The organism is Bacillus sp. AFS015802 (assembly GCF_002561455.1).
Taxonomy (GTDB): Bacteria; Bacillota; Bacilli; order Bacillales; family Bacillaceae_B; genus Rossellomorea.
The window spans coordinates 222485-248479 of the sequence record NZ_NTUP01000014.1 but is presented as its reverse complement, the minus strand read 5'-3'; the positions used below and the strand labels follow the sequence as shown (position 1 = coordinate 248479).

Here is a 25995-nt window from a genome sequence, read left to right as displayed (position 1 = left end):
ATTAATTTAGGTTAGTCTACTTTAATGATCAGGTTTTTGTCCGTATTAGATAGCTACGATGGCAATGGTTAGTACGAAGAATAGTACCGATAATACGATTGTGATTCTGTGCAGTACTAAGTCAATACCACGCGCTTTTTGTTTTCCGAAAAGTTGTTCTGCACCACCAGAGATGGCCCCTGAAAGTCCAGCACTTTTACCTGATTGAAGCAATACAATGGCGATAAGTGCGATTGATACAATGATAAGTAAAGTGACGAGTATAGTGTGCATGAGTCCCACCTCCTGATACGAACATAACATTATTACCATTTTACCATAGGAAAGATGAAGGGGACAAGGTAATATTGTTTGAATTGTGTAAAGAGTTGGTACCGGTTATGATTTACCAAAAAACAGCCCCGTCCAAAGACGGGGCTGCCTCTCTTCAATCGCTATTAGCGATTAACGTTATAGAACGTTTTTGCTCCAAGATATTGAGCTGTGTGAGCCAATTGATCTTCGATGCGAAGTAGTTGGTTGTATTTCGCTACGCGGTCTGTACGTGATGGAGCACCTGTCTTGATTTGACCAGCATTTGTTGCAACAGCGATGTCAGCGATTGTGCTGTCTTCCGTTTCACCAGAACGGTGAGAGATGACGGCTGTGTAACCGGCACGTTTCGCCATTTCGATTGCGTCGAATGTTTCAGTCAGTGTACCGATTTGGTTCACTTTGATCAGGATCGAGTTACCGATACCTTGCTCGATACCTTGAGAAAGCTTAGTCGTGTTTGTAACGAATAAATCATCCCCTACTAATTGAACCTTGTTACCGATGCGGTCAGTCAGTAGTTTGAAACCATCCCAGTCGTTTTCGTCAAGACCGTCTTCGATAGAGATGATTGGGTATTTGTTGCACATTTCTTCGTACCAATCAACCATTTCTGCTGAAGTACGAACAACGCCTTCTCCAGAAAGATGATATTTACCGTCTTCTTTGTTGTAGATTTCAGAAGCTGCTACGTCCATTGCAAGAAGAACTTCTTCTCCTGGCTTGTAGCCTGCTTTTTCGATTGCTTCGATGATGGTAGAAAGGGCTTCTTCATTTGACTTAAGGTTTGGAGCGAATCCACCTTCGTCACCTACAGCTGTGTTGTAGCCTTTAGATTTAAGAACTGATTTCAGGCTGTGGAAGATTTCAGCACCCATGCGAAGACCTTCCTTGAATGTAGGAGCTCCTACAGGCATAACCATGAATTCCTGGATGTCCACGTTGTTGTCAGCGTGCTCTCCACCGTTTACGATGTTCATCATTGGGACTGGAAGCTGCTTCGCGTTGAATCCACCAAGGTATTGGTATAATTCCACTCCGAAGAAGTCAGCTGCTGCGCGTGCAACGGCCATGGATACACCAAGGATTGCGTTGGCACCTAATTTACCTTTGTTTTCTGTACCGTCAAGAGCGATCATCGCCTGGTCGATTGCTACTTGTTCAGTAACGTCGTAACCGATGATTTCTTCTGCGATCTCGTTGTTTACGTTATCGACTGCTTTTTGTACCCCTTTACCAAGGTAGCGGTCTTTTTCTCCGTCACGAAGTTCAACTGCTTCGTATTCACCAGTCGAAGCTCCAGATGGAACTAGCGCGCGCCCGAAAGCACCTGATTGTGTGTAAACTTCTACTTCGATTGTTGGGTTACCGCGTGAATCCAATACTTCGCGTGCGTATACGTCTGTGATAAATGGCATTTAGAATCTCTCCTTATTTTTTAATTAATGATTTTCCAGTCATTTCGTCTGGTTGATTGACATTCAATAGATCTAACATGGTCGGGGCAAGATCTCCAAGGATCCCTCCGTCACGAAGCTCCACGCCTTCCTTTGTCACGATGACAGGAACCGGGTTCGTCGTGTGGGCGGTCATTGGCTTGCCTTCTTCGGTCAGCACTTCATCGGCATTCCCGTGGTCTGCTGTGATGATGGCTGTACCGCCTTTTTCCGTGATGAGGTCAATGATCTTTCCTAGACACTCGTCCACTGTTTCGATTGCTTTGATCGTCGGCTCAAGCATGCCTGAGTGACCGACCATATCAGGGTTTGCAAAGTTCAGGATGATCGCATCCTGACGATCTTCACGAATCTCTTCAAGTAGTGCGTCCGTGACTTCATACGCACTCATTTCAGGCTGCAAGTCATACGTTGCCACTTTAGGAGAATCGATCAGGATCCGTTTTTCACCTGGGAATTCATCTTCACGCCCGCCACTCATAAAGAAGGTGACATGAGGATATTTCTCGGTTTCCGCAATGCGCAGTTGCTTCAGTCCGTTTTGAGAAAGGACCTCCCCAAGTGTGTTATCCAGGTTTGTCGGCTTGAACGCCACAAATCCATCAACAGTTTCACTGAATCGAGTCAGGCAGACAAAGTGAAGGTCTTTCGGGAATTTGTCTCCGCGCTCGAAGGAACGGAAATCTGCGTTGGCAAATGTATTCGAGATTTGGATGGCACGGTCCGGACGGAAGTTGTAGAAAATGACTGCATCTTCGTCTTTGATCGTTGCTACCGGCTCTCCGTTTTCTTTTGTGATAACAGATGGAATCACGAATTCGTCGTAAATTCCATTCTCGTACGAATCGTTAACCAGTTCGATTGGGTCCTGATAGCTTGGGCCTTCACCATATACCATGGCGCGGTAGGATTTCTCAACCCGTTCCCATCGCTTATCGCGGTCCATTGAATAGTAACGACCTGAAATCGTCGCGAATTGTCCTACGCCGATTTCTTTCATTTTCGCTTCAGCGTCTTCAATATACTTCTTCGCTGTTTGAGGGCCGACGTCTCGACCGTCAAGGAAGGCATGGACATACACATCTTTCATTCCTTCTTTGGCCGCTAAACCAAGAAGGGCATACAGATGCTCGATATGGCTGTGCACTCCGCCATCCGAAAGCAGTCCGAAGATATGAAGATTCGTGCCTTTTTCCTTCGCATGGTTGATGGCATCCAAGAACGTGGTATTCTGTTCGAATTCCCCTTCACGGATGGCCAGGTTCACACGGGTAAGGCTTTGGTACACGATACGTCCTGCACCGATATTCAAGTGACCCACTTCAGAGTTCCCCATCTGACCTTCAGGGAGTCCTACGGCTTCGCCACTGGCTGTCAATTGATTGTGAGGGTACTGGTTCCACAGGCGATCAAAGTTCGGCTTCTTCGCTTGTGCAACAGCATTCCCTTCTTTTGTGTCACGGCAAGCAAAACCATCTAAGATGATTAATGCAACGGGTGATTTACTCATTGTTACTTGCACCTTCTAACAATTGAAGGAAGCTTTGTGGTTCAAGGCTTGCTCCACCTACAAGTGCACCATCGATATCTGATTGAGCCATGTATTCTTTGATGTTAGCCGGTTTCACACTACCGCCGTATTGAATGCGCACGGCGTCTGCAGCTGTTTCAGAGAATTCTCCTGCAACCACTTGGCGGATGTGGGCACATACTTCGTTCGCGTCTTCCGCTGTAGAAGATTTACCTGTACCGATTGCCCAGATTGGTTCATAAGCAATGACCGTTTGTTTCACTTGATCTTCAGAAAGTCCTGCAAGAGCTTTTTTCACTTGAGTTCCGACAAGTTCCTTTGTTTCGTTGTTTTCGCGTTGTTCAAGGGTTTCCCCTACACAAACAATCGGTGTTAATCCATGTTTGAAGGCAGCAAGAGTCTTCTTGTTCACTGACTCGTCTGTTTCATTGAACATTTCACGACGCTCTGAGTGTCCAAGGATGACATATTGTACACCTAAATCAGAAAGGGCTACAGGACTTACTTCTCCTGTGAATGCTCCATTTTCTTCAAAGTGCATGTTTTGAGCACCTACAGCCACTTTAGACTCTTTTGTCAAATTCACCAGGCTTTCTAAAAATAGGGCTGGTGAACAAATGACAGAATCCACTACTTCTTGATCAGGCACTAGTCCTTTCACTTCTTCAGTAAAGGATTTAGCTTCTCCAAGCGTTTTGTTCATTTTCCAGTTACCTGCAATAATCGGTTTACGCATTGTACTCATCCTTTCTGTTTATCAAATCGTTTCAGCAAAATTGTTGGTCTTTGATGAAGCGATTATTTATCGTTAAGAGCTACGACTCCTGGAAGTTCCTTTCCTTCCATGAACTCGAGTGATGCTCCACCACCTGTAGAAATATGACTCATCTTATCAGCATAGCCGAACTTTTCCACGGCTGCTGCAGAGTCACCGCCACCGATAACAGAATATGTATCTGTTGCATCGGCCAACGCCTCCGCTACGGCTTTCGTTCCGTTTGCAAATGTTTCTAATTCGAATACACCCATCGGTCCGTTCCAGATCACAAGCTTAGAATCTTTGATTGTATCCTGGAATAAAGCTCTCGTCTTTGGTCCGATATCAAGTGCTTCCCAATCAGAAGGAATCGAATCGATATCCACTTCCTTTGTATTTGCATCATTTGAGAAGTCATCAGCAACGACTACATCAACAGGCATAAGGAATTTAACGCCTTTATCCTCTGCTTTTTTCATGAATTGCTTCGCTAAATCAATTTTATCTTCTTCAAGAAGGGAATTCCCTACCTCATGACCTTGGGCTTTCACAAATGTGTAAGCAAGTCCTCCGCCAATGATCAGGTTGTCCACTTTATCTAACAGGTTGTCGATGACACCAATTTTGTCTTTTACTTTCGCTCCACCGACGATCGCTGTGAATGGTCGTTCAGGATTGGATAGGGCTTTTCCTAATACGTCAAGCTCTTTCTCCATCAGAAGACCTGCAACAGCCGGAAGGTGCTTCGCCACTCCTTCAGTAGAAGCATGCGCACGGTGAGCAGCACCGAATGCATCGTTCACGTAAAGGTCAGCTAACGCTGCAAATTCTTTCCCAAGCTCAGGGTCATTCTTAGTTTCACCAGGGTAGAAGCGAACGTTTTCCAGTACAAGGACATCGCCTTCAGACATGTCACTGATCTTGGATTGAACAGCGTCACCATATGCTTCATCGGCTTTGGCTACATCTTTTCCAAGAAGCTCGGAAAGTCTTTCAGCCACTGGAGTTAAGCGCAGCTCTTCCACCACTTCACCTTTAGGACGGCCTAAGTGACTGGCCAGAATGACTTTTGCTCCGCCTTCCACTAAATACTTAATAGTAGGAAGTGCAGCTTGAATACGGGTTTCATCGGTAATCTTGCCTTCAGACATCGGTACGTTGAAGTCTACACGGCAAAATACGCGTTTCCCTTTTACATCGACATCTTTGATCGACTGTTTGTTCATCGTAAAGGCCTCCTTTAGTTCTCAATTTCTACATCTTCTTCAAAATAATAGAAATACCAATAAGAAAAGGGAGAGGGGAATCTTCCCCGCTCCCCTTCATCACATCTTCATTATAGATGGTGGGACAAAATTTATCCATCAATCACCATGCTAATGATGTCAATTTACGAAACTTTATAAATTAAAGTCCTTTAGAAGCGATGTAACCAGCTAGATCTACTACACGGTTAGAATATCCGCTCTCGTTATCATACCAAGAGATGACTTTAACCATGTTGTCTTCAAGAACCATTGTAGAAAGTGCATCGATTGTAGAAGAAGCCGGGCTTCCGTTGTAGTCAGTTGATACTAAAGGCTCTTCGCTGTAAGCAAGGATTCCTTTAAGATCGCCTTCAGCAGCTTCTTTAAGAGCCGCATTTACATCTTCAGCTGTTACGTTCTTATCAAGTTCAGCAACTAGGTCTACTAGAGAAACGTTAGGAGTTGGAACACGAACCGCTCCACCGTTCAATTTCCCTTTAAGCTCAGGAAGAACAAGAGATACAGCCTTCGCAGCACCTGTAGTTGTTGGAATCATATTCTCAGCAGCTGCACGTGCACGACGGTAATCTTTATGTGGTAAGTCTAAGATTTGTTGGTCGTTTGTGTAAGAGTGGATCGTTGTCATCATTCCACGCTTGATACCGAATTTGTCGTTAAGAACTTTCGCGAATGGCGCTAAGCAGTTCGTTGTACAAGATGCGTTAGAGATAACGTCGTGGCTGGCCGCGTCATATTTGTCTTCGTTAACACCCATAACCACTGTGATGTCTTCATCAGATGCAGGAGCAGAGATGATGACTTTCTTCGCACCGGCTTCGATGTGTTTCGCTGCGTCAGCACGCTTTGTGAAGCGTCCAGTAGATTCAACAACGATATCTACACCAAGATCTCCCCAACCAAGTTGAGCAGGATCGCGCTCAGCCAATACTTTTACTTTCTTACCGCCAACTACAAGGTAGTCACCGTCAACAGTTACTTTCTCTTGAAGAGTTCCGTGAACTGTATCATATTGTAAAAGGTGAGCAAGCATGTTTGCATCAGTTAAGTCATTAACTGCTACTACCTCTACGTCGTTATTTTTAAGTGCTGCACGGAATACATTACGTCCGATACGTCCAAATCCGTTAATACCAATTTTTGTTGCCATGAATAATTTCCTCCTTTAGATAGTTAAGGATGATTTTTTTATATTTCAAAAGGGCTTACCCTTTTAAAAGCTCTCTCGCTGCTCCTTCATCCGTGATAAGCACGGTTTTATGCGGAGCACTCTTCATGTACGCCCGAATCGCTTTCGCCTTCGAGCTGCCGCCAGCGACGGCGATGACATTCTCAATGTGACTTAAATCTTCCAATTGCAGGCCGATCGTTGGCACCTTATGTACCACTTCACCCGCTTCGTTAAAATAATAACCAAATGCCTCCCCGACGGCATGACCCCCGGTGATCTTCTCGAAATCCGATTCCGTGGTCTTTCGTCTTTCAGCCATTGTGATAGCATCCCCAATTCCATGGAGAACCATGTTAGCCGATTTGATCAAATTCAGTACTTCTTTGATCATCGGTTCTGTCAAGAAGGATTTGTATACTTCTTTACTAACCTGATCCGGGACATATAAAACACGATGCCTCGTTCCGGTATGTTCTGCCATCTTGGCACATATGGTGTTGGCCTGGTTTTTAACGTCTTCCCCGATTCCACCCCGTGCAGGAACAAACAAGGTATCGTCAGAGAAATCGGGTGTCAGCCTTTCAGCTACGGCTGCCATCGTCGAACCTCCAGTCACAGCGATGATAGTATGTCCCTTAAGCCGGCGTTTCATACTTGCAGCTGATGCACGCCCTAATTCTTCTTTTACCCAAGGTGACTCATCACTATTCCCAGGAACGATTACAATTTCATTAAGATTCAGTAAAGATTTTAATTCCTGTTCCATTACGTTGATTCCTGAAATCTCTCTCATCATGCTTTCAAGGTTTTCTAACAGCTGAATGCCTTCCTCCGTCATGATCATGCCAGAGGTTTTGATATCAATGAGATCTTGATTATTCAGGAACTCCACTTCGCTTCTCAGAACACGTTCTGTCAGCCCCATATTCTGGGCGAGACTCCTGCGTCCGACAGGCTGCATGAACCGGATGGAACGAAGAATTTGATGCCTTTTTTGCATAACTTCAAGCAGGTCAGGTAATAATCGCTTTTGTATGTCAATTAAAGATTCCATAGATAAAAGCTCCTTCAAATGAAGTGCGTGGATGTATTGGACTCATTCGGTCCCACATAGACATATTATGTCCCACTACCTCCAAAAAAAATTCATCCCTGCTTTCAAGATTCATTTTATCAGGGTATGAATCGTAATTCAACTAGAAACTATCGGGTTTTTTCATGTAAACGCTTGCTGAGCGTAAAATAATCAATCTGCCCATACTGAAGGATCTCCCCGTCCAGTTCCACGACAGGGATCATGAGTCCGAAACGCTCGGTCAGGTCATCACTTTCATCAATGTCGATCTCGTTTATCTCGAATCCCAGTTCATCCCGTAAGAGCTTTAAAGTCATTTTTGCGTCTTCGCAAAGGCCGCATTGTGTGCGTGTGTAGAATGTAACAAAATTCATGTACGTACCTCACTTTATACTATGTTGGATTGGCCGGTCCGGTGCCAGGCATTCTTCACCACCTGGTGCCTGGCACCAAACTCACTCTCAGTGCCAGGCACCGACCGAAACCTTCCTATTCATACCTCTTCCTCATCGTCGAAGAAGTAATGCCCATTTGATCCCGGTATTTGGCGATGGTCCTTCTCGAAACATCATACCCTTTATCCAATAAGAGATTGACAATCTTCTGGTCTGATAACGGCTTTTTCTTGTCTTCTTCATCAATCAGCTTTTGGAGCTCATTCTTAACCGTCCGGGCCGAGGCCGCTTCGGAATCCTCGAGACGTACTGATTTAATCGCCGAAGTGAAGAAATACTTCAACTCGAAGATCCCATACGGCGTCTGCATATATTTCCCCTTTACGGCACGGCTGATGGTGGATTCATGAACATCGATTTCATCGGCCACCTGCTTTAACGTCAAAGGCTGGATCGCCGATGGACCTTTCTGAAAGAAGGCCTTCTGCTTTTCAACGAGCATCTTCCCCACTTTGAGGATCGTTTGTTTTCGCTGCCGCAAGCTTTGCAATAGCCACTGGAAGTCCTGCTCTTTTTCCTGGAGATAGGACTGGACTTCCTTATCGGGGTGATGCTTCAAGAAATCTGTATACTCTTCATTATATGTGACGTTAACGGTTGTACCATCATACAGCGACACGGCCACGTTATTCCCGTCGATCACATTCACGACCAGCTCAGGAATAATGTATTCAGCGATTTGCTGAGAATATTTCGAGCCTGGCCTTGGATTGCAATGCCGGATGAAATCAGCCGCATGCTGGATGTCTCTCAGCTCAACCCCAAGATCCTTGGCGATCGCCTTCCACTTCTTCTCGGCAAAAGCTTGAAAATGGCTGTCAACAATCATGGAAACCAGAGAGGGAACATCCGCCTTCCTCTCGAGCTGAAGGGAAATACACTCCTGCAGACTCCTTGCTCCTATCCCGGCCGGTTCTAATTCCTGCAATCTAGTAATATAGTGATCAAGTTGAGCCATCTCCAGACCATGTGTCTGAAGGAAGGATTCTTCGTCCACCCTTAAATACCCATTGTCATCCAGGCTATATATTAATTCTTCCATTACCTTTCGATCAAAGGAAGTAAGCGATTTCAAATTTAATTGAACAGATAACGCATCCGTAAGCGTTCTCTTCGGCACGGACACATATTCATACCAATCCACCGTATTTTCATGACTGCCGGCATGTCGTTTGTACGTATAAGGTTCTCGTTGATGGAGGGGATCTGGCTTTGGCGGTTCTAATTGGATAAGGGGATTCTCTAATTGCTTAGCTTCCAGATAAGCATTCAGTTCCATCGTAGAATATTGGAGGATGGTGATGGCTTGAGAAAGTTGCTGCGTCATTTGAAGCTTCAGTTGTTGATGTTGAAAAAGACCTGCTTTCAAATTCATGATTACTAACCTCCCATTTACTTATTCTACAATAAAATCGGTTGTTCGTTAATGGGAATTCGTTGGTAGTTGGTGGGTTTGTACTATATATATGATTCTTTTCTTCAGACTTTACTGAGAATGTGGTAGTTGATTTCCGCTCCATGTGCTCGCTACAATCAACTGTCATGGTGTGGGTGTTCTCCATCCATTAGAACACCATTTTCTTAATTTATATTCAATGGAATAAAAAGCTGATAGTGAAAAAGCACCCTGGTGGATGCCATAATTGAATATCATTATAAGACAAAGGTTCTTGGAAAGTTGAGTTATTTAGCAGATTTACTTACTAGTGAAGAGCGATAGATGCCCTCGGATATTTCTCCCGGTTTAATCCGAGTCTTATTGTAGAGAGTATCAAAGTCTGTAATCTGGTACTCTTCTGCTAGCTTTAGCATGATTTGAGCGCATGCTTTAGCATCAGCTGCAGCATGATGGTGATGATCTAATTCGATTCCAAAATAAGTACAAATAGATGAAAGCTGATAGGCAGGAAGGCCCTTCACCATTTTTCTGGACATTTGATATGTGCAGAGAAATTGGTTGTATACGGGCGTCATTTCATAACGAGCTAAATTATCCCTTAAAGCGTATCCATCGAAGGAGAGATTATGAGCAATCATCAACTTATTCTCTATTTTGTCCTTGATAGAATGATAGAAAGCATCGAACGTCATCGCACCTTCAACATCTTGTGGTGTAATTCCATGTATTCTGATATTAAACCTATCAAAATCCTCTTCTGGATCGATTAATTGGTAAATGGACTCAACAATTTCACCATTTTCTACAAACACCATTCCGACTGAGCATATACTGTGTCTTGCACGATTAGCCGTTTCAAAGTCAAAAGCTATAAAATCTTTCATACGAAGCCACCATCCCGGTTTAAGATTTGTTCTTCTTTGCTATATCAACGAGTTTCCTCTTCTCAAATTCTTCTGGTGCAGGGCGAAACAGCTTCTTGCAAAACCAATAAACCTCAACACATAAGTCTTTTATGTATATGATTCAAAACTGATCCGGCACTTCTTCAAAATAGGTATATTATATGATTATACACTATACTAAAACACCCTTAATCTCAGGAACAAAAAAAGATGCTTCCACAAATTAAAAACTTGTAGAAACACCTTCATATCTCTCTTTCAAGTACGCCCTCGGAGGGAATCGAACCCCCATTTTAAGAACCGGAATCTTACGTGCTATCCGTTGCACCACGAGGGCATGAAATAAATAACCGTCACGAATATATATTATAAGCCAGATATTGCTTGTTTGCAATAGATATTATTGTATATGTCTTTTTTAGCTACCCCATTAATATCTTTTAAAAGTGTAGTGGGGATTTGCTGTTACTCATTCTCTGTCCTTCTAAAGAACCACAGAGTGGATTGCAGCGGAAGGCACTTGACTCCTGCGGGAAATAGAGGGAAGGTCGAGACCCCACAGGGCGCAAGCCCGAGGAGGCTCGACTCCCTCCCCGCGGAAAGCAAGTGCCTGCAGCGGAAAGGAACGGTCTACGATTCACTATAAACTTAGTTCAGGTTTATTTACCCCTAAACAGAAAAAATGTTCACAGACATCTACCTACTTAAACAACAAACTTCCCCATACACCCCGTTTAAAAAAGGAATGAATGGGTATCATGTAGAAAGGATTTATATACAGGGTAATAAAGGAAGCGTTTAGTTTGACCTTTATTGACCATGGGTGTATGATAACAATACAAAGTGAATAAGTAACTCTACAAAAATAAAAGATTTCTAAGGAGGAACGAGGATGAATTTAATTCCTACAGTTATTGAACAAACAAACCGCGGTGAACGTGCGTATGACATTTATTCACGTTTATTGAAAGACCGTGTCATCATGCTTGGAAGCGGCATTGACGACAATGTGGCGAACTCCATTGTAGCACAGCTTCTTTTCCTTGAATCTGAAAACCCGGAGAAGGATATCTCAATCTACATAAATTCTCCTGGCGGAAGCATCACGGCAGGGATGGCAATCTACGATACAATTCAATACATCAAGCCTGACGTACAGACGATCTGTATCGGTATGGCGGCTTCAATGGGTGCGTTCCTTCTTGCAGCAGGTGCAAAAGGCAAGCGCTTAGCCCTTCCAAATGCTGAAGTGATGATTCACCAGCCACTTGGCGGAGCTCAAGGTCAGGCGACGGAAATCGAAATCGCTGCGAAGCGTATTCTATTCCTTCGTGAGAAATTGAATCAAATCCTGGCTGATCGCACGGGTCAACCTCTTGAAGTGATTTCTAAAGATACGGATCGCGATAACTTCATGACAGCTGAAAGAGCGCTTGAATATGGATTGATCGACCGCATCATCACTCGTAACGATATGAATAATAAGTAAGACGTACAAAACCCCCTCACGGAATCGACCGTGAGGGGGTTTTTTTGGATTTTATTCTATTCGCGTTTCCTCAACCGGCACTAAAATCTCACCGTTCAACCCTTTTTTCAACAACAGATGTAAAATCGTTTTGGACAGTCTGCTCGGGTGATAAGGTTTGACCAAGTAATCATTCGCTCCGAGGGTGAGTCCTTTTTCTTTTTCATCCAATGCGGAAGAAATGATGATGGGAATATGCGCAAGATGTTGGTCTGATTTCATTTTTTCAAGAACGTCCCATCCCGACATAGGTCCCTCGAGCATGATGTCCAGGACAATGGCATCGGGTTTCTCTTCCCGTATCTTGGTCAAGGCCGTGCTTCCGGAAGGTGAGTGCTGGACCTTGAAGCCACTGTCGGACAGCTCTGCTTTCAGTAGGGATGCCAGATTGATATCGTCTTCGATGACGATGATATTCATCCCGTCACCACTATGCTCATCCTCTTTGAAGGTTTCGATGGTCACAATCGGCAGGCGTATGGTGAACACGCTCCCTTTCCCTTCTTCTGATGAAACGGTGATGTCCCCGTCGTGGGTTTCGATGATTTCCTTCACGATCGTCAGACCCAACCCGGTACCTCCGATTCTCCTTCTATCGGAATTGTCGACACGATAGAACTTGGTGAACAGATTTGGAATGGCCTCCTGTGGTATCCCGAGACCTTCATCCCTGATGTCGATGAGAATGCTTTCCTCTCCCTCGCGGAAATGGACGGTAATGGTACCTCCATCGGGAGAATACTTGATGGCATTGCTGATCAGATTGGTGAACGCCTGGGACAATTTGTCCCTGTCCCCGAGAACGATCGTACAGTCCGTCTCCCTTGCGATATTGAAAGAGTGATGGGGTGCGTTGACCTTTTGGGTTTCGATCACCTGTTGAATGACCGGGACGACATCCTCGTATTTTTTCTCGAAAGTCTGCCGGCCGGACTCCATGCGCTGGACATCCAGGAAGTCATTGATGAGAGATGTCAGGCGCTTCGCTTCCTGGTAGATCGTCGTTAAATATTTCTTCGTTCTCTCAGGCTTCAAGTCTTTTGTCAGCATCAGTTCCGTAAACCCAAGCACACTGGATAGTGGTGTGCGCAGCTCGTGGCTGACGGTGCTGACAAATTCCGATTTCATTTGATCGACTTCGAATTCTTTCGTGATATTCCGGTGCACAAAGATCGTCCCTATCTGCTCTCCTCCCTGATAGAGAGATTCAGAATAGACCTGGAATACCTCTTTACTGTCCACCAGGTGATAAGTAAGAAGATGTTTACCTGTCTTGCCTTCCTTCACAATCGATTCATAATACTCATCCAGTTTCTCTTTATCTTCAACCCGGTCCATAAGGGCCTGCTTCCACGTTTGATAGCAGGCTTGTTGAAGTTCACCGATCTCACCCCGGATCAATGCCGAAAATTTCGTATTGATCAATAAGTTATTGCCACTCTTATCGATGAGCTGAATCCCTTCTTGGATATTATTGAGGATATCCTGGGTAAGGTGGCGATTCGTCTCGGATTCTTCAAAAAGATAAATCTTTTGCAAGGAGATGGAGATTTGTTTTGCCAGGCTCGTATACTCATCGAATTCATGCTTGGTAAAATCATTTCCGAAGCGGCTGAATACCATGATTGCTTCCACCTGTTGATCGGCGGAAAGGACAGGTAAAAATAAATCATATGAATAAAGGGTTTCTTCATGGTATCCCTTCTCGGAAGGAGTCATTTCCCGTTTAAGCGAGAAAGGCTGCCTCGAATCGAATAACCGCTGGTGAATCCCATTATAAATGTAGGTCAAGAACTGAGCCGCTCCATTTTGGGAGATTCCGAACGATGCATTGGACTTTTGATCATCCATAAGGACAATCATGCCCCTGGTAGCCCCCATCACATGACTCATGCTTATCACGATGCTCTCCAATACGTCTTGTTTGTTAAGGGAGCTCGATATTCCATGAATGAATTCATTCCTTCGTTCCAGCTGCGACTCACGATTCTTCGTCATGGTAAGCAAGTGTTCAAGCTCTGATTGCTGGGATTCCAGTTCATCCTGCTGGGCTTGCAGTTCTTCATTCTGTGCTAAGAGGTGCTCTTCCTTCTCCTGGATTTTGTAGATCATCTTCTCAAACGCACGGGCCATCTTCCCGATTTCGTCTTTGCGTTTATGATCAAAGCTCCACTTCTGGTATGCTTCGTTTTCAGCGATCTGTTCTGCGGCGGAAGCCACCTGATTAAGAGGCTGGCCGATTTGTTTGGCCATCATCCGCATCAGTCTCATCAAAACAAGGAGGATCAGAAAGATGAAGATCACAAAGGCCGTTTGACTGAAGGACTCTTTCCGTTTCAGTTCATCGTAAGCATCCCGCTTACTTTGTTCAATGGAGTCCGCATACGTATTGAGCTCTGTTTGAAAGGTTTCGATGGTAGCCGTAGCCCCTTCCTCCGATGCCTTTTTCACAGCTTCGATATCCCCATTTTCGAAATCACTCAAGACACCCGGCACCATTTCCCCGAAGTAAAGAGCTGAAAATTCCTCAACATCTTTAAGGAAGCGTCGATCTTCTGGATCCGTCGCCAGTTCTTTCAAACTCTTCAACGAGGCAGCCACTTTTTTCTCTTGCTTAAAAATACTTTCTTTTAAGCCCTGCCTTCCGAATGCGATGTAGCCTCTTGCATCGAAGAAAGCCTTTTGAAAGTGTCTGCCTAATTGTTCAGCCACGTCTTCTTGTTGATTCAGCTGATCCCTCTGAGCCTGGTACTCATTTGCAACGGAGCGTTCATAGAGGGACAAGCAGGCAGCCCCTATGAAGAAGATGACTATGAAGCCGCTCATCATACCGATGAATTGATTGCGCAGGCTCGTTTGAAAGAATTCTCTAATTCTCTTCATTCAATATGTCCTCAATCCGCTGAAGGAGCTCTGCCGGACTGTACGGTTTGGCAATGAAATAATCGGCTCCCGACTTCAAAACAAGTTCCTTATCCGCTTGTTGACTCTTTGCCGACACCATCATGATCTTCACCGTACTCTTTTCGGGTGAGTTCCTTATTTTTTCAATCACTTCAAGCCCTGTGTATAGAGGCATCATGTAATCGAGGAGAATGAGGTCATAGTCATTCTCCATGATTTGATTGATGGCTTCCTGGCCGTCTGCCGCTTCATCAAGCTCGTGTCCCTCGTCTTCGAGTGTATCCACCATCAACATCCGGAGGACCTCTTCATCCTCCGCAATTAAGATTCTTGCCATTTCTTACTCCCCCTCTTTCTCATAAGCTTCTTTCATTTCGTAGTACGACTGCTTCAATCGTTCATGGGACGCGGGCTGGTCCCACGCCTTCCAGGTATACGGGTAAAATTGTTCCGGATTCATGAACCCTTCTTGAGTCCTGGACGGATAAGAGAACACCTTCTCCCCGTCCTTTTCATACAATCCGACCCTTATGGATTCCAGGGTGGTCGAGCTTTCAAGCCCTTTACCGGACCAGATATCCCCCATCGCCTCTTTCAGGCTGGGATCCTTTATATTGAGCAGCTGCCATGGAATCCGGATTTCGTATCGTTGTTTCGAAGAGCCGACACTGATATCGGTCAAAGAGTCATACTTTTTATCCTCCGGGTTCGATGTACCGAACTGAAGAAGTCCCGTCTCATAGGACTGGAACGGGATGTTTTCCCCTTCTACATCCAAGGATTTGTTCAGCGTCAAACGAATCGGGTGATACTCCCCGTTGTTTTTCACTTTCGCATACTTCTCTTCTTCGATCATATGGAGGACATGGCCATATTGATAGTGATGTATGTCATAATAGCTGTCGACCATCAATCGGGCTTCCTTCGTTCCCTTCATATGAAGGACAAAATCGACTCCAGCCGTTGAAACCCTGTTTTCTTGTAAAATCGTGGATTGACCCTGATTCTTGATCGTATCGAATAGAAGATACGTATCTTTCTCTTCAGAAATGGCATCTGTATCGATTCGCACATACACATACCGCTCATCGCTCGTCACATACAGTCTGTGATCATCCTCACTAAAAGCAGGTTCGATCCCGTTGAAGGTCCAGTCCTCTTCTCTTCCGTCCACATGGATCATGTCGGACTTGCTCTCACCAGGATCAAAGCTCAGCATTCCGAACTGCTGCTCATTGGCTTGGGCATTCTGCCAGAACGGGCGGCGGTCCGGATTGTCATAGTCCATCGTATTCCACGTCCGTTTGAACCATTCATCCTGCCAGGAGAAGACGATACCACCCGCCATTTTCTCCTCTGTGATATCCTCGAATAACCTTGCGTCGATCTTCCCTTGTTCTTTTTCCGAATGCTGTCCCTGATCCATCCCGTAGACGTTCCGGTGAGCGAGTCCGCGGGATCCCGGGACACCGAATTCCGCCACCAGTACCGGCATGGTGTGCACCTTCTTCATATCATTCAAATAGCCGGCATAGTTATTCTTTTCTCCACGATGATCGATATAGTTTACATACTGTGGTTCAAAATTCAGGAAATCGGGATAGTACGGATAAATGTGATAAGAAGCGAATAAACCGGTCTTTAGTTTATCGGTTGCCTTCATCACATTCGGATCCACCGAAACCATGTCTTCTTTTTCAAGGGGCTCGCTTGGATGGTCCAAAAGATCCGTCGTGACCCAATTGGTGAAGCTGACGGGTCTTTGCCACTGGTACGTATCCGTTTCATACTTAATTCCTTCATTCATTCTCTCGGACAGCCAGATTTCAAATGGCTCGGCATTCTCCGTTTCAATGTATTCACCCTCGAAGTCTTCGAGTCCTTTATGTTTTTCATTGGTTGCAAGGACTACTTCTGGGTCCCATTCCACTCCAAAGATCCATCCCAGGACATAAGGGGAGATATCGTATGGGTAGGAACCGGACGCATGACCTTTCCTCTCAGGAATTTCAGCGTTCCCATGGACCAGGTCGATGGTCTTCTTGATTTCCGCAGAGAATTCATCGGTATTTTCTTTCGCAAAGGCATCTTCCGACCTTAAGAAAATTTCTTCATTCACCCATACCCCGTGGAATAAATACAGGGGTTTATCCGCCATTTGATTGTATTCGTAAAAGGCTTCATAAAATTCGGGAGGGTGGATGGTGTAAATCCGGAGCGCATTGGCATTCATGGCTCCGATTTGCTTGAACCATCTCAGGTATTCTGCTTTTGAAATCGCGGTTTCACCAGGGAATGAACCGGGCCTGGCAATACCCATATTGACCCCTTTGATCAGGAGGTCCTCCCACTTCCCGTCCTTCTTCACCTGAATGTAATCTTCTCCCGTCTTCCCGGCGAACTTCAGGCCGTTTTCATCGGTGATGTGGACGGTTTCGGGTTTCTTCCGGTTTTCACCCTTTTGAATGTTCTCTAAGATCGCATTCATCATAGGGGTATACGCCTTCCAATAGAATTGAGACGTATTATCAGGACTGGATGATTCCGTCCATTTTCTCCATGAAGAGAATCCTACGGTTTGATACAGGTCGGGAACATCGGGCTGATCCGCATAATCCCCGCTGAAATAGTACGTGTCGAATTGACGGTTCTCACCGTGGACGACCGCCGGAAAGGTGACCGGCAGATTCAGGGCTTTCATGGTGTCTTTTCCGCAATTTGAAAGGGATAGTGTATAGTTCGCCATGACTTCATCCGGGTCGACGGCTTCCACCATGTCAAACCAGTACGAATAGGGGACATCGATTTTTTCACCGATGAAATCCTCTCCTTGTGAAGTGGTAGAAAAGACCACACCCTTCTTCCCGATGTCATCCTGATCCAGTACCACCAGCCGGTCATTTTCGTCCACCAGTACATAGCCGGGCCCTTTGAAACGGTAGGCCTCTCCGTACTGTTTCTCGTAGTTGTCCCTCACCCATTGCGGCACTTCGCTATTTTGCATTTCAGGGAAATACCTTCCGATCCAGCCGGACCATTCCAGGTTGAACAGGGAGTAGAATTTCTTCCGTGTTGCTTCTTCCGTAGGCTGCGCCATGGAATTGAACTCGGCGATCAAGGTTTTTCCATCCGTCATCGCCATATCTTTCAAGGCTTCCATATCCTGATCGGTCAAGCCCCCGTAAAGCTTTGAGGACCGCTTACCGGAAACATTCTCATTATGGAACTCTTCTTCATACACCCCGTACGTATCGGCTATGTAAACCGCATCATACTTGCTAGTAGATGAAGGAATATTTTTAATATCGAAGGTTTGGTCCTTCTTCGGCACAAATCCAATATAGTCTTTTTGAAGATCATACCGCTTCCCGCCTGAATGGACATATTTCTGCTGATTCAACAGCCACATAAGCCCTTTATGCTCACGGTACGTCGTATCCGGCACCGTTTTATCTATGATCAATACATTCAATTCCTGCTCCTTCTTGAGCTGCCACAGCCAAAAAGGGGCTGAAACGATCAGCACGACGCTGATGATGAACAAGAGAAATGAATACGATTTAAGCTTTGTCATTTCGAAACTCCTTTTCTCGCCATTTCTCCCCAGCCCCTCTTTTTACGGATCACGTCCAGAATCCCTTCACATCGCCATAAAACGGTCAATGGACGATACCATAACGTCTCGGTCAGTGAATAGGCGAATAGCCGGCCGATATCGGAGGCTTTCGGGTACTTCCGGACGGACCATTCTTCCAGGAGGACGGCCGCCATGGACAATACAGATCCATAAAGGATGGATAACAAGAATAAGAGAATGGCGAATTCCAGATAAACCCCGCCGAGAAACAGGGACAGGATCATGATGACATACCCCGTCAATTCTACGACCGGGCCGAAGAATTCAATGATCAGAAAATAAGGCATGGACACCATCCCGATTGAACCGTACTTCGGGTTGAAGAGGAGACGGCGATGGATCCAAAGGCTTTCAAACAGGCCCCGATGCCACCTGCTCCGTTGACGGCGCAAATACTTCAATGATTCAGGCGCTTCCGTCCAGCTAACGGGATCGGGAACATAGACGATTTTTTTATCCGCTTTTTGTTCCTTTACATAACGGTGAAGCCTGACGACAAGCTCCATATCCTCTCCCACCGTATGGGAGTATCCACCGGCATCGACGACCCAGCGCTTCGAAAAGACGCCGAATGCACCCGATACGATCAGAAGCAGATTGTGCCGGCTCAACCCGATTCTTCCCATGAGGAAGGCCCTCAAGTACTCGATCACCTGCATGACCACAAGCGGGGAACGGGACAGCCCTACCTTCACGATTTCGCCGCTCTCGATGTCGCATCCGTTTGCGATGCGGATGCTTCCCCCTGAGGCGATGACCTCTCCGTCGGATTCGACAATCGGCTTCATCACTTTCAGGAAAGCCGTCCGCTCAAGGACCGAGTCTCCGTCGATGGAGCAGAAATAAGGGTAATTCGATACGTTGATCCCGGCATTCAGGGCATCGGCCTTGCCGCCGTTTTCTTTATCGATGACCAATAGATTTTGGTAGAGCTTTGATTGATAAACACCTTTTACAGCTTGTGTATCCAGCTGTTGACGGATCACCCATTTGATTTTCACCAGCTGAAACGTCTCCACGAGCTTTTCCATCGTATCGTCAGTGGAGCCGTCATTGATGATGATGACTTCATATTCCGGGTACTCAATGCTCAACAGTGACCTCACCGTCGCCATGATCCCGACCGATTCATTATAAGCCGGGACCAATATGGAAACCGGCTTCGTCTGCTGGAGGTGCAGAAGCTCTTCATACGGTTCCCAATCATCGAGGCCGTAGGTTTTCCTTAATTGAAAAAGGGAAATCCCGAGGAGAATCGTATAAAAAGAGATGACGAGAATCATATACAGGAGAACAAACCACCCGATGTAAAACAGGATATTCCCCCAGTCCATTGTTCCACTCATGAAACCGCCCCCCTCTCAAGCCACTGCTCTGCCATATCCTTAGCATACTCATCCTCAGCATGGGCGGCGATTTCCCTTAACACCGCTTCTCCATTTTCCAGCCGCAAAAGGGACTGGGCCGCCTGGGAGCGAACATAAAAGGACGGGTCACCCATCAGCCCCTGTAAGTGAGGCGTCAGCTCCGTCGAACGGATATATTCACACGCCTTGATGGCCATCAGCCGCTCCTGCCAGGATTCTGCTCTAAGATGGATAGACAGTGTCTCAACTTCAAGATAAAACTCCATCCCCACAATCGCCTTCAATGCACGGATCCTGAGTTCTGTTGCATCCGAATCCAGCAATCCCTTTAGGAAAGGGATATGCTCCATTCGATTCTTCACCCCGATGGAATCGATGAGGGCGAACCTCATGATCCCGGGCAGTTCATCGAAGGACGAGACCAATGGACGGAACTGATCTTCCCGGAGCGAGTGAAACAGGAGGCTGTATTCAAATTCCGTCCATTCATGCTTTGTCCCTGTCATTTTTTCGACCAGGCCGGGCTCATCGAACAGCACGTCGATTTTTAACAGTTGAATTTCTTCTGCTTTACTCAGCTTTTTTGAAGCGTGAAGCTCCCGTAATGGTCCCATCATACTTTTCATCCTGAAATCCTGTATCCAGTAAAGGGCATTCATGCGGATACTCCAACGCCTGTGCCCGAGCTGGGACAGAATGAACGGGCGGACATGTTCTTCTGCAAACGCCTGTAACCGCTCCTGTATATCTTCAGAGGCCAGCATTTTGGAGAACCCGGCCAGCAACTCAACCAGCGCCCTGACTTGCAGGGAAGACCTGACTTCCAGTTCCTCCGAAAGGATTCCTTCATGTAAAAACTGAAAGAGGGGTAATTGAAGTTCCTCTTTATATTTGTCAATCCGGGCCCGATTGCGATTATCGATCATTTTCTTGAGCATCAAATACAGGCAAAGGCCCGTCAACACCACCAGCAAACTCACCAGCACAACAGAAAAATAAAATAGCTCCTTCGAGAACAATGTTCTACCTCATCCTTTTCAGCATCTGACCTAAACGGGCCTCAAGCTCCAGTAGTTTAAATGGTTTCGTCATATAATCATCGGCTCCGAGCTGAAGCGATCTTGAAATATCCCTTTCACTCTTTCTGGAAGTGAGCATGAGCACCTTGTAGCGATCCGAATCCTTCCTTGAACGAATCTGCTCCAGAACCTCAAGGCCGTCCATCTTCGGCATCACCCCGTCTAAAATGACCAGACACGGGTTACCTGCATGCCAATCGGACCCGATAAAAGCGGCACCATCTTTAAATGTCCTGATGTCATATTGGATATGCTGCTCACTTGGGAGCTTCGACACGATGTCCTTCATCACGGTCCGAATGATCGGATCATCATCCACAATGGCAATCTTCATCACTTTAAGAGGAGCATGTTCCCCGTGTTCCCCGTCCATCTTCACCAGATTCCTGCCGCTGCTCTTCGCTTCATAAAGGGCATGATCAGCAAGCTTCAGCCATGTATCAAAAGGCTTCGTCGGATCAGCAATCCTCGTGATCCCTGCAGAAAATGTACAGGAAAAGTCCTGCTCTGCCTGAAACACCACCCGACTGAATCTCTTACGTATATCATCGACAAAGGTGTACGCTTCTTTTATAGACATATTCGGAAAAAGGATGACAAACTCTTCTCCCCCGAAGCGAAAGACGGTATCCTGAATCCTCGTTTCGGACTTTAATACCGATGCAAATTCCTTCAGTACCCTGTCCCCCACCAGATGCCCGTACCGGTCGTTCACCTCTTTAAAATGGTCTATATCAAGGACCGCCACACAACACGAATCCCCGGTGCGTGCCCAGTCACTTTGTACCTGGGCATATGCCTGACTCAAGTATTTACGGTTGTACACCAGGGTCAATTCATCGATGAGCACAAGCTCTTCCATCTGCTTCTTTCGTTCCATCTGCCTTTTCACCCGGACAATGAACTCATCCATATCAAAGGGCTTGGCGATGAAATCATCCGCCCCCATCTGATAGCTCTTCATCCGGACTTCCTTACTGTTCTCCACACTCACCATGACCGTTGGAATGAATTGCTGCTTCAGCTTCTTCTTGAAAAAATCCAGGACCTCGAATCCATTCGTGCCGTCCATATAAATATCGATGATCGCGCAATCGGGCTTCACGTCGTAATACGACATGATCGCCTTATCGGGATTCGCGATGGGAACGACATACCACCCGATTTCCTCCAACTTTTCCTTCATGTACATCAGGAAGGAGGTATCATCGTCAATGAGTAACACAACAGGCTCTTCCCCGACCCTGCTTTGCTTGCCGGGAAACACTTCAGAGGTTTCCTCTTCATAGTGATAACAATATTGAATGAGATCAAACAGTTCTCCCTTTACGTCTGCAATCGTCCACACCCGCTCGTCTTTTTCCTGATAGTGGTCCATCAGTTCACGGGCACGGTCCCCGATTTTATGTAGGCCAAGTACCGAGGCGGATCCCGCCATGGAATGGATGAACCGGTATACCTCTTCATGGGGGATGGAGGCAGCCGTCTCCCACTCTTCCAATTTTTTCCGAACATTATTAAAGAAATGCTTTGTGTATTTTTCCATTCGACATCGTCTTCCTTTATCGTAAACTTCTGCTTATCCCAGATTAATTGACAGTTTAGGCCAATGAATTTCTTTCAAACTTCTTTCATTATACTCCCAAATTCATAGTTTAATAGCTGAGCAATGGAAATATTATATGTCTTTTTCTCCATTATTCATCTTAGTCCTGAAAAGTACAATGTAACAAAAAATTGGGAAGACATCCATTCATAATGTGAAATAAATGGAAAAAAGATGTTGAATTAGAGGAGCGGATCATCTTGGAATTTGTCGTTTCGTGGGGAAGGAGTAGTGGATTTCCACTAAACATGCCCTCTATTGAGCGAAGCGTGAGCGGAACCTCGCCGGGTGATCGAAAAGAAAACAAAGAAAGCCGGTGACCACTCCCTGGTCACCGGCTTTTTGTGAAGTTGATGTTATGCTTCTTTTTGAACGAAACCTTCTAAAGCCACGAGGGCTTCCTGTTCGTCGCTTCCGTCTGCTACCAATGTGATGGCAGAGCCGGTGGAGATGGCGAGGCTCATCAGCCCCATGATGCTTTTCGCATTGACCTTCTTACCATCCTTCTCTAAGAAGATTTCAGATGAGAAGCGGTTTGCCTCCTGTACGAATAATGCCGCCGGTCGCGCCTGAAGACCCGTCTTCAATTTTACTTCAACTTGTTTTTCCACCATAATCATTTCTCTCCCCTTTGTCCTTAATTAGGTATTCAGCTTTTCTCCCGCCCTCAACTTTTCTGCAAGCTGATCGATTTTACGTAAGCGGTGATTGATCCCTGATTTACTGATGGTGCCGCCTGACACCATTTCCCCCAGTTCTTTCAACGTGACATCTTGATAGTTCACCCGTAATTCTGCGATTTCCCTTAGTTTATCGGGTAAAACCTGTAATCCTACATGCCTTTCGATAAACTTAATGTTTTCAACCTGCCTTAGGGCTGCACCGATGGTTTTATTCAAGTTAGCCGTCTCGCAATTCACGAGACGATTAACGGAATTCCTCATATCCCGGACAATCCGTACGTCTTCGAATCGAAGCAGTGCATTATGGGCGCCTATGATATTCAGGAACTCCGTGATTTTCTCCGCTTCCTTCAAATACGTTATGAAGCCTTTCTTCCGTTCCAGGGTCTTGCTGTTCAACCCGAAGGAATTCATCAGCTCGGACAACGCCTCGTTGTGTTCAGAATAGAGAGAAAAGATTTCCAAATGATACGATGACGTTTCCGGATTATTAACGGAACCGCCTGCGAGGAACGCTCCCCGTAAGTACGAGCGCCTGCAGCATTTCTTTTTGATCAGGTCTTCCGATATATTATGGATAAAGGTGAAATGCTCACCCAGAATTTTCAAGTCCTCAAGGATCATCTTTGTATCTTCTTTGATCCGTACAATGTAGACATTGTTTTTTTTCAGCCGCATTTTCTTTCGCACCAGAAGCTCTACCGGGGTGTCGTACCCTTTTTTGATCAATGTATAGATTCTTCTGGCAATGGCGGCGTTTTCGGTCTGGATATTGACGACGAGCATTTGATTCGAAAAGGATAATGAACCATTCATTCGAATCAACGCGGACAGCTCTGCATTCGCACAGCAATCCTTCACTTCAATATTGGTCAGTTCTTTTTTTGTTTCGGACGCAAACGACATCCCCATCACCTCCTAGCAAACGCTTGCACAACCTTCTACACCGGAAATTTTCACTCGTGTATCAGGTGCTTGATTCTTTCAGATAAGAATAAATGATATCTGCGACCTTCTCCGTGTTGTGGCGCACAAGATGATTGTCATACGAGAGAATCTCTTCAGCAATCACTTCCAGTCCCATGGATCTTAATTTATCCACATCAAAGTGGACGGGACTCGCCTGCTCTTCATCATATCGGGCCTGCACCTCTTTTGGAACCTGCTTGCTGTTCACCAGGATATAATTGATGCTCGGCGATTCCAAATGATCGTATAACGCCTTCACGTGGTCGCTCGCTGAATAGTCCAGGGTCTCCCCTGCCTGAGTCATGATGTTGCAAATATACATCTTCTTCGCTTTCGCCCTGCAGACGGCTTCGCCGATACCGGGGACAAGAAGATTCGGTAAGATACTAGTATATAGGCTTCCCGGTCCCATCACAATTAAATCGGCTTCCTTGATGGCACGCAGGGTTTCGCCTAATGCCTTGATGCTGTCCGGCTTCAGGAAGACACGTTTGATCCTCTTACCGGCTTTCGGAATGGCGGACTCCCCCGTCACGATCGTCCCATCCTCCATTTCAGCCTTCAGGATGACACTTTGATTCGCCGATGGCAGTACCTTGCCCTTCACATTCAACACCCTGCTCATTTCCTGGATCGCATGGACAAAGTCCCCTGTGATGGAGGCAAGGGCCGCGATGATCAGGTTTCCCAGGGCATGACCGGAAAGCTCATTCGTCGTTTCAAAACGATGCTGAAACATTTGTTCAACCAGTGGCTCTACTTCTGACAGGGCAGCGAGGACATTCCGTATATCCCCCGGGGGAGGAATATCCAAGCTGTCCCGCAAACGACCGGAACTGCCGCCGTCATCCGCAACGGTGACGATGGCCGAAATATCAATCGGGTGTCGCTTCAATCCGCGGAGAAGGACCGGCAGGCCGGTTCCTCCCCCGATCACGACGACCTTGGGTGTATGTGTCATGTTGTTAGACCCTTTCTCTTCTGAATGTCTCGATGAGAAATTTTTGTTTGATAGTCTTTTTCAAAATGATGGCCGAGATACTCTGCTAACGCAACCGAACGATGCTGTCCGCCTGTACATCCAATCGCGACGACGAGCTGGCTCTTCCCCTCGCGCTTGTACTGGGGGAGCATGAACGAGAGTAAATCAGTCACCTTTTCGATGAATTTATTCGTTTCATTCCATTTCAGCACATAGGTGGACACCTCTTCGTCCAATCCCGTTTTCGGTCTCATATGATCGATGTAATGGGGATTCGGGAGGAAGCGTACATCAAACACCAGGTCGGCATCGATGGGAATCCCGTGCTTAAATCCGAATGATACGACATTCACCGTGAAGATCGTTTTCTTGTTCACCGAGAATTCCGTCAGTATCTTTTCCCTGAGCTCTCTTGGCTTCATGGTGGAAGTGGTATAAATCAGCTGCGCACGCCCCTTCAATTCTTCAAGGAGCTCCCTTTCCTGACGGATCCCCTCGAGAGGAAGTCCCGATGGTGCCAGTGGATGGGAACGGCGCGTTTCCTTGTATCGTCTGACAAGGGAGGAATCATCTGCATCCAGATAGAGGATCTGCGGGGATACCCATGAGGTTTCCGCCAGCTCATCCAATGCTTTGAATAGATGATCGAAGAATTCCCTTCCCCTGAGGTCCATGACGAGGGCGACCTTATTCATTTTATTACCGGACTCTTTCATCAGTTCCAAAAATTTTGGCAGAAGAGTGGGCGGCAGGTTGTCCACACAGAAGAAACCTAAATCCTCAAAGCTCTGAATGGCGACCGTTTTACCCGCTCCGGACATACCCGTTATGATGACTAATTGAACATCGTTTGTAGAACCTGTACTCATACTCTTCCCCCACTTTAATCGTAATGTTCTATATAAAAAGTTCG

The 25995-nt window shown here is 46.0% G+C and carries 21 protein-coding genes and 1 tRNA gene; 1 reads left to right on the top strand and 21 read right to left on the bottom strand.

Annotation, left to right across the window (positions count from 1 at the left end; translation table 11 throughout):
• Window positions 1-45: 45 nt before the first annotated feature.
• From secG to CN378_RS11475, 11 genes are all read right to left on the bottom strand, one after another.
• Window positions 46-273, bottom strand: a complete 228-nt coding sequence (gene secG / locus CN378_RS11525; RefSeq protein WP_044338270.1) for a preprotein translocase subunit SecG — start codon at window positions 271-273, stop codon at window positions 46-48.
• A gap of 164 nt (window positions 274-437) precedes the next feature.
• Entirely contained in the window at window positions 438-1730 is a 1293-nt protein-coding gene (gene eno, locus CN378_RS11520; protein ID WP_034764211.1) for a phosphopyruvate hydratase, read from the bottom strand.
• A 13-nt stretch (window positions 1731-1743) separates the two neighbouring features.
• A complete protein-coding gene (gene gpmI, locus CN378_RS11515) occupies window positions 1744-3279 on the bottom strand; it encodes a 2,3-bisphosphoglycerate-independent phosphoglycerate mutase (protein ID WP_098352032.1) in 1536 nt (511 codons plus the stop codon).
• A complete protein-coding gene (tpiA, locus tag CN378_RS11510) occupies window positions 3272-4036 on the bottom strand; it encodes a triose-phosphate isomerase (protein ID WP_098352031.1) in 765 nt (254 codons plus the stop codon). Before tpiA ends, gpmI begins: the two co-directional genes overlap by 8 nt.
• Window positions 4037-4098: 62 nt before the next feature.
• Window positions 4099-5283, bottom strand: coding sequence for a phosphoglycerate kinase (locus CN378_RS11505; RefSeq protein WP_098352030.1), 1185 nt, complete (start codon window positions 5281-5283; stop codon window positions 4099-4101).
• Window positions 5284-5464: 181 nt separating this feature from the next.
• Window positions 5465-6472, bottom strand: coding sequence for a type I glyceraldehyde-3-phosphate dehydrogenase (gene gap, locus CN378_RS11500; RefSeq protein ID WP_044338275.1), 1008 nt, complete (start codon window positions 6470-6472; stop codon window positions 5465-5467).
• A gap of 55 nt (window positions 6473-6527) precedes the next feature.
• Window positions 6528-7547, bottom strand: a complete 1020-nt coding sequence (locus CN378_RS11495) for a sugar-binding transcriptional regulator (protein ID WP_098352029.1) — start codon at window positions 7545-7547, stop codon at window positions 6528-6530.
• A gap of 149 nt (window positions 7548-7696) precedes the next feature.
• Window positions 7697-7942 (bottom strand): glutaredoxin family protein, encoded by a 246-nt coding sequence (locus CN378_RS11490; RefSeq protein ID WP_098352028.1) that lies wholly within the window; start codon window positions 7940-7942, stop codon window positions 7697-7699.
• Window positions 7943-8057: 115 nt separating this feature from the next.
• Window positions 8058-9398, bottom strand: a complete 1341-nt coding sequence (rpoN, locus tag CN378_RS11485; RefSeq protein ID WP_098352027.1) for an RNA polymerase factor sigma-54 — start codon at window positions 9396-9398, stop codon at window positions 8058-8060.
• Window positions 9399-9706: 308 nt separating this feature from the next.
• Window positions 9707-10306 carry a 3'-5' exonuclease gene (locus CN378_RS11480; protein WP_098352026.1) on the bottom strand — a complete coding sequence of 200 codons (600 nt, stop codon included), beginning with the start codon at window positions 10304-10306 and terminating at the stop codon, window positions 9707-9709.
• A gap of 286 nt (window positions 10307-10592) precedes the next feature.
• Window positions 10593-10664, bottom strand: a tRNA-Arg gene (locus CN378_RS11475).
• Window positions 10665-11219: 555 nt separating this feature from the next.
• Here CN378_RS11475 and clpP point away from each other — a divergent pair.
• On the top strand, window positions 11220-11816 hold the full coding sequence (gene clpP, locus CN378_RS11470) for an ATP-dependent Clp endopeptidase proteolytic subunit ClpP (protein WP_098352025.1): 597 nt from the start codon (window positions 11220-11222) through the stop codon (window positions 11814-11816).
• A gap of 51 nt (window positions 11817-11867) precedes the next feature.
• On the opposite strand, the gene CN378_RS11465 is transcribed toward clpP, so the two are convergent.
• The 10 genes from CN378_RS11465 to rapZ all read right to left on the bottom strand — a co-directional run bounded on the left by CN378_RS11465 (window position 11868) and on the right by rapZ (window position 25951).
• Entirely contained in the window at window positions 11868-14738 is a 2871-nt protein-coding gene (locus CN378_RS11465; protein ID WP_098352024.1) for an ATP-binding protein, read from the bottom strand.
• Window positions 14725-15096: a response regulator transcription factor gene (locus tag CN378_RS11460; RefSeq protein ID WP_098352023.1), complete on the bottom strand. Its 372-nt coding sequence runs from the start codon at window positions 15094-15096 to the stop codon at window positions 14725-14727. Before CN378_RS11460 ends, CN378_RS11465 begins: the two co-directional genes overlap by 14 nt.
• A gap of 3 nt (window positions 15097-15099) precedes the next feature.
• On the bottom strand, window positions 15100-18333 hold the full coding sequence (locus CN378_RS11455) for a hypothetical protein (RefSeq protein ID WP_098352022.1): 3234 nt from the start codon (window positions 18331-18333) through the stop codon (window positions 15100-15102).
• On the bottom strand, window positions 18330-19742 hold the full coding sequence (locus CN378_RS11450) for a glycosyltransferase family 2 protein (protein WP_483295081.1): 1413 nt from the start codon (window positions 19740-19742) through the stop codon (window positions 18330-18332). The genes CN378_RS11455 and CN378_RS11450 overlap by 4 nt, the downstream gene beginning before the upstream one ends.
• Window positions 19739-20782 (bottom strand): HEAT repeat domain-containing protein, encoded by a 1044-nt coding sequence (locus CN378_RS11445; protein WP_098352021.1) that lies wholly within the window; start codon window positions 20780-20782, stop codon window positions 19739-19741. The genes CN378_RS11450 and CN378_RS11445 overlap by 4 nt, the downstream gene beginning before the upstream one ends.
• Before the next feature lie 4 nt (window positions 20783-20786).
• On the bottom strand, window positions 20787-22388 hold the full coding sequence (locus tag CN378_RS11440; protein WP_098352020.1) for a diguanylate cyclase: 1602 nt from the start codon (window positions 22386-22388) through the stop codon (window positions 20787-20789).
• 416 nt (window positions 22389-22804) lie between these two features.
• Window positions 22805-23062: an HPr family phosphocarrier protein gene (locus CN378_RS11435; RefSeq protein ID WP_079532233.1), complete on the bottom strand. Its 258-nt coding sequence runs from the start codon at window positions 23060-23062 to the stop codon at window positions 22805-22807.
• Between the two features lie 27 nt (window positions 23063-23089).
• Complete coding sequence (gene whiA, locus CN378_RS11430) at window positions 23090-24037, bottom strand: DNA-binding protein WhiA (RefSeq protein ID WP_098352019.1); 948 nt, start codon at window positions 24035-24037, stop codon at window positions 23090-23092.
• Window positions 24038-24098: 61 nt separating this feature from the next.
• Complete coding sequence (locus CN378_RS11425) at window positions 24099-25061, bottom strand: gluconeogenesis factor YvcK family protein (RefSeq protein ID WP_098352018.1); 963 nt, start codon at window positions 25059-25061, stop codon at window positions 24099-24101.
• Entirely contained in the window at window positions 25058-25951 is an 894-nt protein-coding gene (rapZ, locus tag CN378_RS11420; protein ID WP_098352017.1) for an RNase adapter RapZ, read from the bottom strand. Before rapZ ends, CN378_RS11425 begins: the two co-directional genes overlap by 4 nt.
• Window positions 25952-25995 lie beyond the last annotated feature (44 nt).

Excerpts from the sequence above, each read along its gene's own strand:
- CN378_RS11450 (WP_483295081.1), bottom strand. The coding sequence starts at position 19,742 with ATGAGTGGAACAATGGACTGGGGGAATATCCTGTTTTACATCGGGTGG.
- tpiA (WP_098352031.1), bottom strand. The coding sequence starts at position 4,036 with ATGCGTAAACCGATTATTGCAGGTAACTGGAAAATGAACAAAACGCTT.
- whiA (WP_098352019.1), bottom strand. The coding sequence starts at position 24,037 with ATGTCGTTTGCGTCCGAAACAAAAAAAGAACTGACCAATATTGAAGTG.
- CN378_RS11440 (WP_098352020.1), bottom strand. The coding sequence starts at position 22,388 with ATGGAAAAATACACAAAGCATTTCTTTAATAATGTTCGGAAAAAATTG.
- CN378_RS11460 (WP_098352023.1), bottom strand. The coding sequence starts at position 15,096 with ATGGCAAGAATCTTAATTGCGGAGGATGAAGAGGTCCTCCGGATGTTG.
- clpP (WP_098352025.1), top strand. The coding sequence starts at position 11,220 with ATGAATTTAATTCCTACAGTTATTGAACAAACAAACCGCGGTGAACGT.
- rapZ (WP_098352017.1), bottom strand. The coding sequence starts at position 25,951 with ATGAGTACAGGTTCTACAAACGATGTTCAATTAGTCATCATAACGGGT.
- CN378_RS11465 (WP_098352024.1), bottom strand. The coding sequence starts at position 14,738 with ATGAAGAGAATTAGAGAATTCTTTCAAACGAGCCTGCGCAATCAATTC.
- gpmI (WP_098352032.1), bottom strand. The coding sequence starts at position 3,279 with ATGAGTAAATCACCCGTTGCATTAATCATCTTAGATGGTTTTGCTTGC.
- CN378_RS11505 (WP_098352030.1), bottom strand. The coding sequence starts at position 5,283 with ATGAACAAACAGTCGATCAAAGATGTCGATGTAAAAGGGAAACGCGTA.
- eno (WP_034764211.1), bottom strand. The coding sequence starts at position 1,730 with ATGCCATTTATCACAGACGTATACGCACGCGAAGTATTGGATTCACGC.
- CN378_RS11425 (WP_098352018.1), bottom strand. The coding sequence starts at position 25,061 with ATGACACATACACCCAAGGTCGTCGTGATCGGGGGAGGAACCGGCCTG.
- CN378_RS11480 (WP_098352026.1), bottom strand. The coding sequence starts at position 10,306 with ATGAAAGATTTTATAGCTTTTGACTTTGAAACGGCTAATCGTGCAAGA.
- CN378_RS11455 (WP_098352022.1), bottom strand. The coding sequence starts at position 18,333 with ATGACAAAGCTTAAATCGTATTCATTTCTCTTGTTCATCATCAGCGTC.
- rpoN (WP_098352027.1), bottom strand. The coding sequence starts at position 9,398 with ATGAATTTGAAAGCAGGTCTTTTTCAACATCAACAACTGAAGCTTCAA.
- secG (WP_044338270.1), bottom strand. The coding sequence starts at position 273 with ATGCACACTATACTCGTCACTTTACTTATCATTGTATCAATCGCACTT.
- CN378_RS11435 (WP_079532233.1), bottom strand. The coding sequence starts at position 23,062 with ATGGTGGAAAAACAAGTTGAAGTAAAATTGAAGACGGGTCTTCAGGCG.
- CN378_RS11490 (WP_098352028.1), bottom strand. The coding sequence starts at position 7,942 with ATGAATTTTGTTACATTCTACACACGCACACAATGCGGCCTTTGCGAA.
- CN378_RS11495 (WP_098352029.1), bottom strand. The coding sequence starts at position 7,547 with ATGGAATCTTTAATTGACATACAAAAGCGATTATTACCTGACCTGCTT.
- gap (WP_044338275.1), bottom strand. The coding sequence starts at position 6,472 with ATGGCAACAAAAATTGGTATTAACGGATTTGGACGTATCGGACGTAAT.